We start from the raw sequence: 13,610 nt of genomic DNA on the forward strand, positions 1-13,610 counted from the left end.
CGCTGATCTGGAGAAATAGTGATACTTCCCAGAACATTCGGCCGTTCACACTGACCGAGCACTGAAACACCAACATTTCGGCCGGAAAAAGGGGGCCTCAGCATTCGCTGTGCGCGGGAATCCCTCGTAGCCGCTCGTCGAGCCACAGCATCGCCTCCGGATATCCCGTCACCGCACCGACGATGTGCTCGCCGAGCACCCCCCGATACACCGCGGTCGCGCCGAGTTCGCACTGTTCCTGATAGAGATTGCGTGCGCCCTCGGCCGGGATCCAGAACTCCTGCTCCCCGTTGTAGACGTAGAGCGGTGTGGCCGAACGCATTCCCTCCATCCGGGTGACCTCGTAGATCCGGGCGGCCAGGTCCGAGCGCAGGGGGTCGGCGATATTGGCGCCGACATCGATGGGCAGGTGCAGGATGCCGGGCAGCGCGAAGATGCTCACGCACTGGTCCTTCATCGCCGAGGTCGCCACCCAGCGGCCGAGATTGTTCATGGCGGCCAGGATTTCGGGCCGCTCGCGCCCGACCGCGAGGGTCGCTGCCATGAAGATGCCCGACGCCAGATTGGCGTTCATGCTGCGAGCGAGGATCTCGAAGTCGGCGGGCACACCACCGAGGGCGGCACCCACGATCACCTCGGCCAATTCCGGTGCGTAGGAGGCGATCAGCTTCGCCGCCCCGTGTGTGGCGATGGCGCCGCCGGAGTATCCTGTCATCGCGAACGGGCTGGCGCCGTAGGTCTGCGGCTCGACATTCCTGGTGGCCCGAATCGCGTCGAGGACGGCGTGTCCGGCCACATACGGTTCGGCGTAAGCCATTCGGGGGCCCTGATGGTCGGGGATCAGGACCGCGTATCCGCGTAGTACCGCCAGCTGGGTGGTCGGCGGCAGGAACTCGGTGGCGCTCGATTTCGGCGAAAGCCCGTGGCTGAATGTGTAACCGGGCGTGCAGGACAGGCCGAGCGCGTCGATGGGCAGGTTGTTCACCAGCACCGGCCGGTCGCCGGGACCGGTCCACTCGGTGGCGGGCACGATCAGCGTCGCGGTCGCGAACGACGGGGCGCCGTGGGCGTCGGAGGTGCGGAACTTGAGCAGGTGCGCGGACCGTACGGGAACCAGGGTCAGCGGGCCCGCGACGGCGGTGACGTCACGCACCTCGACGAGGTCGCCCGGCGTCAGCTCGGCCAGGCCGTCGGGCCAGTGATCGAAGGTGGGATCGCCTACGGGAGAGGGCATTACGGCCGCTCGCAGCGCGGCGAGCTCGGCGTCGGGGTCGGTGTCCGCGCCGGACGGGATCGGCGAGGGCAGTACCTGGTCGATCCAGCGTTGCAGATCGGGCAGGATTCCCGGGGCGGCCGGGGGCAGGGGTTCGGCGGATGCGGTGCCGGCGGCGAGCGGACACAACAGCAGTAGCGAACAGAGCAGGACACGCACAGATCTCATGGCACTCACACGCCTTCGGGTGGCACATCAGGACTCGTGACCGACACCCGGCGATGCGGTGCTCCGAGCTGCCGCGGAACGTCCCCCTTTTGCGCCGTCGTCAGTGCAATCACGGTACGTCGCAACGACACTGCGCGGCGTCGTCGTGCCCTACCCGTGCGCTCCCCGCGTCCTGATCGCAACAACGATGGCCCCGCACCCGCGGTCGGGGCCATCGTCGACCCGGGCTCAGCAGGTACTCGGCGCAGTCTCCCCGCGCAACCGCGCGTCGAGCCAGTCGAGCGCGGCGGGCAGCCCGAGCACGGCCGCGGTCAGGTGGTCGGGGGTCGGTGTCGACTCGGTGACCACCGGGGTGCCCGCCGCGCACCAGCGATGCACAGTGTTGGTGATCGCGTCGACCGGGATGAGTCCGTCGATCGGTGAATGCCATTCGAAGACCGGCATCACCGGTGCGCCGTCGTAGAGTTCGAGGCTGTTCTCCTCGACCACGGCGCGCGCCTGTGGGTCCTGCACCATCGAGGTGGTCGCCGCGAAGTCGAGAATGCCGCGACCCGCACCCGAGGCGAGGATGTCGTTGGTACAGGCGTCGGCGATCGACGCGCGCGCGGCCAGACCCTTGGCGTTCATCTGGTCGCTGATCGGAAATCGTTGTGGGTACTCGCGTTCGAGCCCGATTCCGGCGGCGAGGGCGAGCCCGAACACCGGGTGCGTACCGAACCCCAGACCTTCCAGCATCGACACCAGGTTCATCGGCACCCCGCCCATGGCCGCCCCGGCGATCTCGACCTCGGGTGCGTACTCGGGTTGCAGCGCCGCCGCCCACGCCGTCGCCATGCCGCCGCCGGAGTAGCCCGCCATCGCCACCCTGCTGTTCGCGACCCGCAACTGCTCGACTTGGCGGATCGCCCGGATACTGTCGAGAGTGACCTGTCCGCCCAATTTGGCTGCGCCGTAGGCGAAGTTGGGCCCGAGGTGATCCGGCAGCACCATCGTCCAGCCACGCCGCAGTGCCACATTCCAGAAGACCGCTTCACGCACCATCAGATCGGGATCGCTGGTGTAGAGCACCTTCGATACCGAACAGCGCACGCCGAGACCGTTGATGATGTGCTGATACGACAGCACCGGCGCGTCGGGCTGCTGGTTGTTCGGTTGCAGCACTGTGGTTGTCGCCGCGATCGGCTCTCCCGCCGAGTTGTTCGAGCGGAACTTGACGGCGGTGACGGTCGTGTCGGGAAACATCGCCAACGCGGGCATCGGCCGCACCTCGAGCACGTCACCCGGCTGTGTGCCGCTCAGATCCGCGGGCTGGGCGTAGAACGGATCGGGATCGGGGCTGGGATACAGGGGTGCGCTGTGCGCCGTGGGGGCCGCGACGACGAGTAGCACCGATGCCACCCAGGCCAGCAGTGTGCGTCGCGGCCCGTGCTGTTGTGCCGCGGCTGACCGATTCATTCGGTTGTCCTCCCGTGTTCTTGCCGTAAGCCCCGATAATGGCCGGTGCGGCGCCGCGGCGACAGCCGCTCGGGCACAGATCGGCGCAGGTCACAGGGGGCCGAGAGGCAAGGTTGTGACCGGAGTCAAGGAGTTGTTCGGGAAAAACACTGCGGGCGGACCAGCCACATTGTGAATGTTCCAAGGTAAAACGGAACATGTTCTCCTTCATGGTCGAGCGCCCTACCGTCGAGTAGCAAGGCGCCTGCCAGCGCCGGGGCAGAAGGAGCACGCCATGATTCCCATCGACGCGAACATTGCCGCCGCCGGTCACCCCCTCGACCACACCGACATACCGACCCGGCGGATCACCGTCTACTTCGACGGGCCGACACCACAGGACGCGATGGTCCTCGAATACGCCGCAACCCAGTCCGAGGCATGGGAATTCACCACCGCCGCCGTGCACGCGGGTCTGCTGGTGACCGTCGACGGACGAGTGGAGCCCGGCCTGCGCCGGCTGCCGTGCCGTTCGCTGTGGCACTGAGCCCCGCGCCGCCGCACTAGGCTGGTGCTGCGGTCGTGTCCCGATCGCAGCGACACAGGAGGCGCGCGTGACACGGTGGCAGTACCCGGTCGCCGTGGCCGTGCTCGCGGCACTCGCCGTGGCCGGTTGCGGCTCGCAGGAGGCCGAGCAGGCGGCACCGACCACCGTCGCGCCGACCACCACCGCCCAGCGCACCGCTGTCACCCTCGCACCGCCGACCACCACCGTCGACCCGTACGCCGGCCTGCCGCTCATCGACGAGGTCCGCTGGACGAGCAATGTCGACGGCACCCGCCTGCTGGTGTTCCCCACCGTGGCGGGTCGCAAGACCGCCACGCCCGGCACCGACGAGGCGGCCTGGCAGGAAGTTCTCGCCCTCGACCCCACCGCCGACTCGCCGGGCATGCGTGACCAGTTCCTGTGCCACTGGGTGTGGGCGAGGATGGTTGCGCCGGACAAGACGAGCTGGAACCTCGAACCGTGGCGACCGGCCGTCGGCTATTCGGCCACGGTCTCGGCGAACTGCAATCCCGGCGGCCCGGAACGCTGAGGTCCGCGCCGCGCGGCGAAAGGAGCACAGGTTATGCGCGTTGTCATCGCGGGCGGACACGGCAAGATCGCCCTGCTACTTGCCGGGCTGCTCACCAGGGACAGCCATCAGGTGCACGCCCTCATCCGCGATCCCGCCCAGGCCGCCGACATCACCGCGACCGGCGGCGTCCCCGTGATCCACGACATGGAACGTGACGACCCGGACGAGCTCGTCCGCGCCGTCGCCGGGTCGGACGCGGTGGTCTTCGCCGCGGGAGCGGGCCCGGGCAGCGGCGTGGACCGCAAGTACACCGTCGACCTGGGCGGCTCGGTCCAGCTGGCCGACGCGGCCGACCGGGCCGGGGTGCGCCGGTTCGTGCAGATCTCGACGATGGGCGCCGGTCAGCCGCCCGCACCGGGGACCGACGAGGTGTGGGCGGCATATATCGATGCCAAGACCAAGGCCGAGGACGATCTGCGGGCCCGCGCGCTGGACTGGACCGTCGTGCGACCGGGCAGGCTCACCGATGCCGAGGGCAACGGTCTGATCACGCTGGGACCACCGCCGGTCGGGCGCGCCGATGTGCCGCGCGCCGATGTCGCCGCGACGCTCGCATCGATCTTGGTCGCCGACAATACTTTTCGGCGCACCCTCGAGGTGGTGTCGGGGCAGGACCCGATCGAGGCGGCCGTCGCCGCGATTCGATAGCCGAAAGTTAACCGGTCCAAGACTTTTGAGGCCGTTAGACGTGCCGACAGGGTGCCGGGCACCGGCCGGCACCCACCGGTACGCCGCCGAAGCGCCGGTCACGCCGCTGTTCGGCGCCGACGGTGTGCGAATCCGGTGGCGCCGAGCCGGATTCGCCGCCCAGAAGCCGGGGTGAGCACCGAATCGAGACCTAATCGATCGTGCAGATGTGCTTGCATCTGAAAGTGCCTCCGTCCTAAACTCAGGGCCGCAACACAATTCAGGGGATAGTCAGGGGAGGCCGCGAGCGGCACACCTGGGGCTATAGTTGCCTCGGGTTTGCCACTGCCTAGACACAGGGGCGTTCACATGAACCACACCACCGGCCGTTTCGGTCTCGCTGATCGTGCAGCGATCACCCACCCCTCGAGGGAAACCGCGGTCGCTTTCGTCATCGACGCCGTCGAATCCACCGGCGCCGCGACCCGCAACGATTTCGATATCGAGCGCATCGTCACCACGGCCCACGAACTGGCCGACGACTGGGATCTGCAGGTGCTGACCCCGGACACGTTCTGGCGGATCGCATCCGGCTGCATCCGCTACTGATCCGGTCGGCCGCCGCTTCCGGCGCACGGAAGCGGCACTGCGGCCCGCCCGGCTCGGTCAGGCCCGCTCGGCGTAGTCCCGCAGGATCTCGCGCGAGCGGTCGGGGTGCGCGGCCTGCACGCTGAGCTGATCCATCACCGACAGGTACAGCGCGAGATCCTGCCTGCGCTCCAGGTAGAGGGCGCTGGTGAGTTGCTCCAGGTACACGATGTCGGGCAGCTCCGGCTCGGCGAAGCGAAGAATGCTGAACGAACTGCCCGCCGCCGCGTGCCCGCCCGCCGAGTACGGCAGCACCTGCACGGTGACGTTCGGCAGCAAAGACAGTTCGATCAGGTGACGCAACTGATTCCGGTGCACCTCGCGCCCACCCACCGGCCGGTGTAGCACGGCCTCGTCGATGACCGCCCACACCACCGGCGGGTCGACGCGGCGCAGCACGTCCTGGCGCAGCTGACGAACCTGCACGCGCCGCTCGGTCTCGGCATCGTCGAGACCGACGGTGACGATCGCCCGGGTGTACTCCGGGGTCTGTAGCAGGCCGGGTACCAGTTGGGTCTCATAGGTACGGATTTGGCTCGCGGCCTGTTCGAGACCCAGGTAGGTACTGAACCACGACGGCAGCAGATCGCTGTAGCGGTGCCACCAGCCCGGTTCGTTGGCCTGTCTGGCCAGATCGAAGAACGCCTCACGATCTACGGGGTCGGTGACTCCGTAGAGCGTGAGCAGATCACGAATATCGCGTTCCTTGAACCCGGTGCGGCCCAGCTCGAGTCGGCTGATCTTGGCGTGGGAGCCGCGGATCGCCTCCCCCGCGGCCTCGCGGGTGATGCCCTTGCTCTCCCGCAACCTACGCAGTTGCCCACCCAGCGCGATGCGCAGCACAGTGGGACCACGGTCGACGATCGGTTGTACACGACCGATCTCGTGGGGTTCAGCCGTCATGACTCGCGATCTTACCGATCAGCAGGTCAAGTCGTCGAACTCTCCGGCCTTGGCGCCGCGGATGAATGCATCGATCTCCGGGCGTGTGTAGTAGATGACCGCGCCGCGCGGGTCGCGCGAGTTGCGCACAGCTACCGACCCGTCGGACACGGCGGCAACCTCTACGCAATTGCCGCTGGCGTTGCTGTAAGTGCTCTTCCGCCAAGCGTGGTCGGCGGGTCGTTCGCGCTGATCATGGTGCATTGCGGACATGCGTTACTCCCTGTTCTCGTGTGATGTCCATCGGAGTGAAAGTTGCAGATGCACGCACAAACGTTCTTGCATCCGCTTTGCGCGATGCGGACATTAACACGCAGCCCGCGGTTGCGCACCGGTCGGTACTTACTCGCGCTCAGGGGACGGTCGGCGTTCGCAAAGTGACGTCCAGTCCCCTGAATTCGCAAGGGCCACAGAGCCATCGGCCGCCGCAACGCCCCGAATGAGATCTCCGATGTGCTTGCATCTGCAATCACCGCGCCCATAGACTCGGGGCAAGATCAACCCCGGGGCCCGCTCGTCAAGAGCTGGGGCAGGCCCGGGCCCACCGGACACGAGGGGCCTGCGATGAGCATTCCGTATCGACCACCCCGCCGGGTCTCGGCCGGCACCGCCGGACTCGAGCTCCCGCGCAGCCTCGCGCCAGAGGTAGCGCCGGTTTCCGCGTGTAGCGACGAGCCCTACGGGCTCACCTATCGGCAGGCTCGCGAGATGCTGCGTCAACACGACATCCACGGCCCGCAGTGCCGCCAATGGCTGGCCGCTGCGGCGTATCTGTCTGCGGGCCTGGACGACGAATAGCGCGGTCGTGACGTCTTCGTGCTGGTCACGGTGGTAAAAGCGGGGCATGCTTGGAGACGGACGGTCGGCGCGAGCACAGGTGGCGGCGTATGCGGATTGCGGAGATTCTGCGAAGCAAGGGCACGGCGGTAGCGACGGTGCCACCGGACACCACCGTGCGCACGCTGCTGACGGTGCTGGCCGAACGCAATATCGGTGCCGTGGTCGTCTCCCCCGACGGCGCGACGATCGAGGGCATCGTGTCCGAACGCGACGTGGTTCGCCGCCTCGCCGTGCGCGGCGCCGACCTGCTCGACCGGCCGGTCGCCGAGATCATGACCGTCCGGGTGCGCACCTGCGGTCCCGACGACCACGTGTCCTCGCTGCGTGATGTGATGACCGAGCACCGTATCCGGCACATGCCGGTGGTGAGCGAGGGCCGGTTGATCGGCATCGTGAGCATCGGTGACGTGGTCAAGAGCGAGATCACGGAACTGGCCACCGAACGCGAGCAGCTCGTCGACTACCTGCAGGGCAGGTACTGATCGTCGCGCTCGCGGCCGAAAAGCGTTGTCCGCGCGTATCGTTGACGAGGTGCACCCCGCGCAGCAGTACGACCGCCGTGTCGCTTCGCAGGTCCTCGCCCGGCTCGCCGCGCCCGGTGTCTTCGCCGACGTCGAGACCGTGCCGGTCCGGATCACCTTTCGCGCGCGGGCTTTACAGCCCGAGCCGGGCGGGCGGCTCACCCAGTCGCAGCGGATGTATCTCGAGCGCTTCATGCGACCGTGCCGCCCGGAGCAGGTGACCAGCGCGACGCATCGCATCACCTGGACCGACAGCGCGGGCATTCCCAATACTGCGTACTACCGCCGGGACGGCGCCGGTCCAGAGCTGGCTGTGGTCGCCAGAGAAACCGTACTGGCACTGTGGGATTCATTGGCGCGGTCGGATCTGCCGCAGCGGGCCGCCGACCTGAGCGAGCACGAACGGGCGGTACTCGCGGCGACCACCACCGACCACGAACCGCACGAGATCTTCCGGGTCGGCATCGAAGCCGCCGGGCGGGCCCTGGTCCAACACGGTCTCCTCGCCGCCGATACCCCGTATCGCGCCGTGGCCGAATTCGCCTGCGGGATGCGCGATTCGGGAATCTTCGCGGCGGTGGCGACACGGTGGTTCTGGGAGTTGCAGGCCTCCACCTATCGACGCGGCATGATCCCGGTCCGCTTCACCACCTCCGCCGATGGCACCGTCCGGTACACAGCAGAGTCGGTGGCGGTACTGCGGGCGATGAAGGAGGCCACCATCGCCGACGCGCACGCGGTGATGCGCAAGGCGACCACCGAGGAGGGCCTCGAGGTCGAGCAGGCGGTGGCCAAGTACCACGACGACCTCGATCTGATCTCGCGGCAGTACGCGCTGCTGCCGCCCGGAACCGGGCCGACGTGTCTCGCGGCGCCACCGGGTGCGGACGGGTCGTCGGTGCTGAGCGCGGTCGCGAATCAGTTCGTCGAGACGTTCGTGGCGCTCTCGGAACTCGTGGAGGTCGTCGAGGACGTCACCGAGGTACCGGCCGGTGGCGAACCGCTCGCCGACGACAGCGTCTTCTCGGTGCCGGACATGAGTTGCCGTCACTGTGTGCGGACCATCGGCGCCCTGCTCGAGTCGATGGATGTTCCCGTGATCGAGATCGATCTGGCCACCAAACGGGTGATCGCCCGGATTCGCAGCCCGCGCCATCGGTTACGGGTGTTCGAGGCATTGCGCGACGGCGGGTACAACCCGGTCGACGAGGTGCCCTCGCCCGGCACACCGGTGGAATGACCCCGCCCGCTGTTCCCGCTGCCCTGCACCCGGTCGTGGCGGCGTTCCTGGCGGACCGGGCGGCGGTGCACGCGGCGCTGGAGCGGTTCGGATCACCGCTGCACCTGGTGTTCCCCCAGGTGTTCGACGACAATCTCGCGGCGTTCACCGGGGCGCTGGACAGGGCACGGTGTAGGTCGCGGATCTACTACGCGCACAAGGTGAACCGGTCCGCGGCCTTCGTCCGCTCGGCCGCACGGGCGGGGATCGGTATCGATGTCGCGTCCGGGGCGGAGTTGCGGTCGGCACTGGACGCGGGCTTCGCACCCGACCGTATCGAGATCACCGGACCCAAGGGATCGTCGCTGTTGCGGGCGGCCGTCGCGGCGAGGGTGACGATCAATGTCGACAACCTGTGGGAGCTGGCCCGCATCGCCGAACTCGCCGACGCGCCAGTGCCGGTGCTGCTCCGTCTGTCGGGTTTTCCGGGAAGTGCGCCGAGCCGGTTCGGCATCGATCTCGGCGAAGTGGGGGCGTCGTTCGATCTGCTCGCCCGGCACTCTGATCGGCTGACACTGCTCGGGGTGGCCTTCCACCTCGATACCGCGTCCACACAGGAACGGGTACGGGCCGTCGGCGAGTGCCTGACGGTGATCGAGCGGGCCTACGCGCGCGGGTTCACGCCGTCGGTGCTCGATATCGGCGGCGGGCTACGTCAGGTCTTCGTGGCCGACCCGGCCGCCTACGACGCCTACGATCAGGCGCTGCGGGCCGGATTGCTCGGCCACGGGCCCGCTCTGCAGTGGGGCACGGGCAGTTTCGGCTATCACCTCGCCGACGGAGTCGCACACGGCACGCCGGTGTTCCACAAGTACGCCAATACGGAATCGGCCACCGACATCCTGACCGAATTCCTCGACGCGCCCCTGCCCGGGCACGGCGGCCGGGCGCTGAGCGCGGTGCTTGCGGACAATCTGCTGGACTTGTGGCTGGAACCCGGCAAGGCGCTGGCCGATCGCGCGGGAATCACCGTGGCGCGGGTCGAATTCGTGAAGCGGGCGGGGGCCGGGGCGACACTGGTACACCTGGATCTGAGCCGCGACACCGTCACCGCGGCCGACCAGGAGGTGCTCATCGATCCCCTCGTGCTGTCCGAGCCCGGCGTATCCGCTCCCGCCGGAGTGTTCTTCGCCGGTCATCTGTGCTTGGAACGTGACCTGGTGACCCAGCGGCAGGTGCGGGTGACTCGGATTCCCGACCCCGGCGACCCGGTGGTGTTCCCCAATACCGGGGCCTACCACATGGATCTGTCGGCAGCCAACGCCGCCATGCACCCGACCGTACCGAAAGTGGCTGTGCTGCATCGTGACAGCCGATTCGAGCTGTGCGACGACGAGGGGTGGCGATGATCTACTCCCACATCACCGAGCTGATCGGCAACACTCCCCTGCTCCGCCTCGACCCGCGGGTGCACGGGCTGGCGGGGGTCGAGCTGTACGCGAAACTGGAGTCGCACAATCCGTTCGGGTCGGTGAAGGACCGTATCGCCTGGTCGATGATCCGCGACGACATCGAGGCGGTGGCGGCAGGCGGGCAGTCGTTCATCGAGGCATCCAGCGGCAATACCGCCAAGGCGCTGCGGGTGCTCGGCGCGCTGCACGGGGTTCCGTTGCGCGCGGTCACCAACCGCATCCGGGTCACCGAGGTACGCCAGTTGCTGCAGTTGCTCGGCACCGACATCGTGGAGCTACCCGGCCTGTCCGAGTGCCCGGATCCGCATGCGGCCGACGATGTTTCCGCGGTTATCGAGCACACCACCGGGCAGGCGCCCGAGGGCTGGTACCACCCGTCCCAGTACACCAACGAGCGCAATGTCGAGGCCCACCGCGACGGTACGGGTGCCGAGATCGCCGCCGACCTGGCCGCGGCGGGCATCGAACACCTCGACTACCTCGTGGGTGGGCTGGGCACCACCGGATCCACCCGTGGCACCGCCACCGCCCTGCTGGCCACCCATCCGGCGCTGCGCACGATCGGCGTGGTGTCGGACCGGTTCGATTTCATCCCCGGCATCCGCTCCGAACGCGAGATGTGGGACGTCGGCCTGTTCCGCCCGGATTTCTACCACGACATCGTCACCGTCGACTCCGCCACCGCCATCGACGCCACCCTCGATCTGGTGCGCGGATACGGTGTGCTCGCGGGTCCGACCAGCGGTGCGGGCTATGCCGCCGCCCTGCGCACGCTCGCCGACGCTCCACGCCCCGGGGACCGTCCGTTGGTCGCCGTGCTCATCGTCTGTGACCGGCTCGAGCCGTACCTGTCGTATTTCGCCAAGCGCCGACCCGACCTGTTCGGTGCGCCCGAGGCCCCACCACCACCGGACGCCGGGTCCGCACCGACGCTGACGCCTGCGGAGCTGGCCGAACTCGACCGCACCGGCCGCCCGACGGTCGTCGACACTCGCGGCGCGATGGCCTACCGAGTCGGACACGTACCGGGCGCGATCAACCTGCGCGACGACCAGCTCGACGACATGCTCGGCCAGGGGATGCCGTTCCCGCGCTCCCGACCGGTCGTGTTCGTGTGCCCGGTCGGAGAAGCGTCGCTGCGTTTCGCGGCCCTGACCAGGCAGGCCGGATACGAGGCCTTCAGCCTGGCGGGCGGGGTCGTCGCCTGGCGCGACGCGGGACTGCCGCTCGAACGTGGCTGATCACATCAGCGCCCGCATCGCCCGTCGCGGCGACGGTGCCCGGCCCGTGGTCGCCAGCACCGGCGGCAACGGGCCACGGTAGCCGTCGGCGAGCAGCGCGACCACCGCGCGGAATCGGTCGACGAAACGCGCGGCGACGACGGGGTCGAAGCGAGCGAGGGGATACAGGAAGGACCCGTCGATCCCGGCCGGAGCGCCGTGGGATTCATAGTGCGCGGTGAGGCCGAACTCGAGATCGTGCTTGGCGCGCACCACCCCGGTCGGCATGTCCGTGACCGAGAAGGACTGGGCGGCAGATGGTTCCGTTCGCGTCGACTTCTGCAGAATGAGCGTCGCCTGGAACAGCGGCAGCGCGGCGTCCTGCGGCAGGCACCGCTTCAGTCGGGGATTCGGGGTGTCGGGGTGGGCGTAGGCGGCCAGCGCGACCCGGCGGACCTGGTCGATGAGTTCGTCGACGTCGGCCGCCCGGTCCAGGCGCACCCGCATCAGCACGTCATCGGAGAAGTTGCCGACGAGGTCGTCGAGCAATCGGTGGTCGCGGCCCGAAACCGCCGTCGCGACAGTCACATCGGCACAGCGCGCGAACGCGCCGACCGCCAGCGCGAACGCCGCCTGCAGCACCATGAACAGGCTCGCCCGCCGATCCTGGGCCAGCCGCAGCAGGCTCGCGTGGGTGGTGGCGTCGAAGGCGAGGGGAATCAGCGCGCCGGCGGCGGGGTCGTCAGGCGGCGCCGACTGTGGCAGTGCCGGGAATTCGAGCGCTGCGGGCCGGCCCGCCAAAGCGTTGGCCCAGTACCGCAATTGGTGGGTGGCCCGGCTCCACTCGTCGGTGAACTCGCCGAGCTGGGCGTGTTTCCACAGCGTGTAGTCGCAGTAGGTGACCGGCAGCGGCTCCCAGCGCGGGGCCGTGCCCGTGCGACAGGCCAGGTAGGCGGTCACGAGGTCGCGAGTCAGCGGGGCCATCGACCGACCGTCGACCGAAATGTGGTGCACGACAAGGGCGAGGATCACGTCGTCGGGAGCCAGGACGAACAGCCGGGCACGCAGGGGCAGATCGCGGGCCAGGTCGAAGGGCCGTGCCGCCAGGGCGGCGATCTCGGCGCCGACCGCATCCTCGCCGACGTGTCGCACCGCGACGTCGAGCACGACCTCGGCCGGGTCGAGCACCTGCTGGGCGGGCCCGTGCTCGGTCAGCGGGTAGCGGGTCCGCAACGGTTCGTGCCGCGCGACCAGCAGTTCGAGGGCGCCGCGCAGAGCGTCCACATCGATGTCGGCGCCACGAATACGCAAGGCGCGCGCCACATTCCAGTCGGCCGAACGTCCCTGTCTCGCCGCCTGCCACATGCGCTCCTGCGCGGGCGCCAGCGGCACGTGCGCGGGCCGGCGGCGTGGCTCGAGTGTCACCACGGGCGGCGCCGGGAAACACACCGCCTCGGCCCGCGTCGTCACCACCGCGACACCACGACCGAAATCCCCCGACCTGATCCCCACACCGGGATCCACCACAGACCGCCAACCTCCACCCGTCTCGAAACAGATGTGGGACGCTAACGAGCCGATGTGAACAAACAGTTACCGCATCGTGACCAGGCCTGGGCCACCCCGCACCGGGCCGTCGCCGACTATCCACTTTCCGGAGAAAACACCCAAAAGCCGCGTTAGAGTGGGCGACGGGAAAGCGGAGCGAGGAGCTGGTCGGTGTCTGTCGGGAAATTGGTGTCCTTCGATGGTTCGCGGGGTTTCGGCTTCATCCGCCCCGAAGACGGTGGGCCCGATGTGTTCGTCCACGTCAACGACATCGGTCTCGACGAGGACGAACTGCGCCAGGGCAGGCTTTTCGAATTCGAGGTCACCGAGGGCGATCGCGGCCCCAAAGCCGTCAACCTGACCGCCGCCGGGCACAGTGCCCCGAGCGGCCGCGGCCGCAAGGGCGGTGGTGAACGGCTCGGTTCCGAGGAGATGCGCAGGCAGATCACCGAACTCCTGCTCGAGGCGTCGCCCGCCCTCACCGCCGCCGAGATCATCACCATCCGCGACCGGTTCACCACCTTCGCCGACGAACACGGCTGGCTCGACAGCTGATCCG

At 68.5% G+C, this 13,610-nt stretch carries 15 protein-coding genes; 10 read left to right on the forward strand and 5 right to left on the reverse strand.

The window, feature by feature from the left end:
* Positions 1-97: 97 nt before the first annotated feature.
* Positions 98-1,441, reverse strand: coding sequence for a lipase family protein (locus AB0I35_RS14740; protein ID WP_357396404.1), 1,344 nt, complete (start codon positions 1,439-1,441; stop codon positions 98-100).
* Positions 1,442-1,669: 228 nt separating this feature from the next.
* Positions 1,670-2,896, reverse strand: a complete 1,227-nt coding sequence (locus AB0I35_RS14745) for a lipase family protein (RefSeq protein ID WP_357396406.1) — start codon at positions 2,894-2,896, stop codon at positions 1,670-1,672.
* A gap of 274 nt (positions 2,897-3,170) precedes the next feature.
* Here AB0I35_RS14745 and AB0I35_RS14750 point away from each other — a divergent pair, with 274 nt between their 5' ends.
* From AB0I35_RS14750 to AB0I35_RS14765, 4 genes are all read left to right on the forward strand, one after another.
* Positions 3,171-3,422 (forward strand): hypothetical protein, encoded by a 252-nt coding sequence (locus AB0I35_RS14750; protein WP_067638753.1) that lies wholly within the window; start codon positions 3,171-3,173, stop codon positions 3,420-3,422.
* 67 nt (positions 3,423-3,489) lie between these two features.
* Positions 3,490-3,972 (forward strand): DUF2599 domain-containing protein, encoded by a 483-nt coding sequence (locus tag AB0I35_RS14755; RefSeq protein ID WP_357396408.1) that lies wholly within the window; start codon positions 3,490-3,492, stop codon positions 3,970-3,972.
* Between the two features lie 33 nt (positions 3,973-4,005).
* Positions 4,006-4,662 (forward strand): SDR family oxidoreductase, encoded by a 657-nt coding sequence (locus tag AB0I35_RS14760; RefSeq protein ID WP_357396410.1) that lies wholly within the window; start codon positions 4,006-4,008, stop codon positions 4,660-4,662.
* 348 nt (positions 4,663-5,010) lie between these two features.
* Positions 5,011-5,250, forward strand: coding sequence for a hypothetical protein (locus tag AB0I35_RS14765; RefSeq protein WP_067638759.1), 240 nt, complete (start codon positions 5,011-5,013; stop codon positions 5,248-5,250).
* Between the two features lie 57 nt (positions 5,251-5,307).
* Here AB0I35_RS14765 and AB0I35_RS14770 read toward each other — a convergent pair whose 3' ends face one another.
* Entirely contained in the window at positions 5,308-6,192 is an 885-nt protein-coding gene (locus AB0I35_RS14770) for a helix-turn-helix transcriptional regulator (RefSeq protein ID WP_067489424.1), read from the reverse strand.
* 18 nt (positions 6,193-6,210) lie between these two features.
* A complete protein-coding gene (locus AB0I35_RS14775; protein ID WP_067490288.1) occupies positions 6,211-6,435 on the reverse strand; it encodes a DUF397 domain-containing protein in 225 nt (74 codons plus the stop codon).
* Between the two features lie 360 nt (positions 6,436-6,795).
* Between AB0I35_RS14775 and AB0I35_RS14780 the strand changes: the two genes are divergently transcribed.
* The 5 genes from AB0I35_RS14780 to AB0I35_RS14800 all read left to right on the forward strand — a co-directional run bounded on the left by AB0I35_RS14780 (position 6,796) and on the right by AB0I35_RS14800 (position 11,524).
* Positions 6,796-7,029, forward strand: coding sequence for a hypothetical protein (locus tag AB0I35_RS14780; RefSeq protein ID WP_357396412.1), 234 nt, complete (start codon positions 6,796-6,798; stop codon positions 7,027-7,029).
* Positions 7,030-7,118: 89 nt separating this feature from the next.
* Positions 7,119-7,553, forward strand: coding sequence for a CBS domain-containing protein (locus AB0I35_RS14785; protein ID WP_357396414.1), 435 nt, complete (start codon positions 7,119-7,121; stop codon positions 7,551-7,553).
* 49 nt (positions 7,554-7,602) lie between these two features.
* A complete protein-coding gene (locus AB0I35_RS14790) occupies positions 7,603-8,832 on the forward strand; it encodes a heavy-metal-associated domain-containing protein (protein WP_357396415.1) in 1,230 nt (409 codons plus the stop codon).
* Positions 8,829-10,220 carry a decarboxylase gene (locus tag AB0I35_RS14795; protein ID WP_357396416.1) on the forward strand — a complete coding sequence of 464 codons (1,392 nt, stop codon included), beginning with the start codon at positions 8,829-8,831 and terminating at the stop codon, positions 10,218-10,220. Before AB0I35_RS14790 ends, AB0I35_RS14795 begins: the two co-directional genes overlap by 4 nt.
* The gene (locus AB0I35_RS14800; RefSeq protein ID WP_357396417.1) at positions 10,217-11,524 is read left to right on the forward strand and encodes a pyridoxal-phosphate dependent enzyme; all 1,308 of its coding nucleotides are present in this window, start codon (positions 10,217-10,219) and stop codon (positions 11,522-11,524) included. The genes AB0I35_RS14795 and AB0I35_RS14800 overlap by 4 nt, the downstream gene beginning before the upstream one ends.
* On the opposite strand, the gene AB0I35_RS14805 is transcribed toward AB0I35_RS14800, so the two are convergent.
* On the reverse strand, positions 11,525-13,015 hold the full coding sequence (locus tag AB0I35_RS14805) for a condensation domain-containing protein (RefSeq protein ID WP_357396419.1): 1,491 nt from the start codon (positions 13,013-13,015) through the stop codon (positions 11,525-11,527).
* Positions 13,016-13,222: 207 nt separating this feature from the next.
* Between AB0I35_RS14805 and AB0I35_RS14810 the strand changes: the two genes are divergently transcribed.
* Positions 13,223-13,606 (forward strand): cold shock domain-containing protein, encoded by a 384-nt coding sequence (locus AB0I35_RS14810; protein ID WP_357396420.1) that lies wholly within the window; start codon positions 13,223-13,225, stop codon positions 13,604-13,606.
* The last annotated feature ends 4 nt before the right edge of the window (positions 13,607-13,610 follow it).

The organism is Nocardia sp. NPDC050378 (genome assembly GCF_040655675.1).
GTDB classification, from domain to species: domain Bacteria; phylum Actinomycetota; class Actinomycetes; order Mycobacteriales; family Mycobacteriaceae; genus Nocardia; species Nocardia coubleae.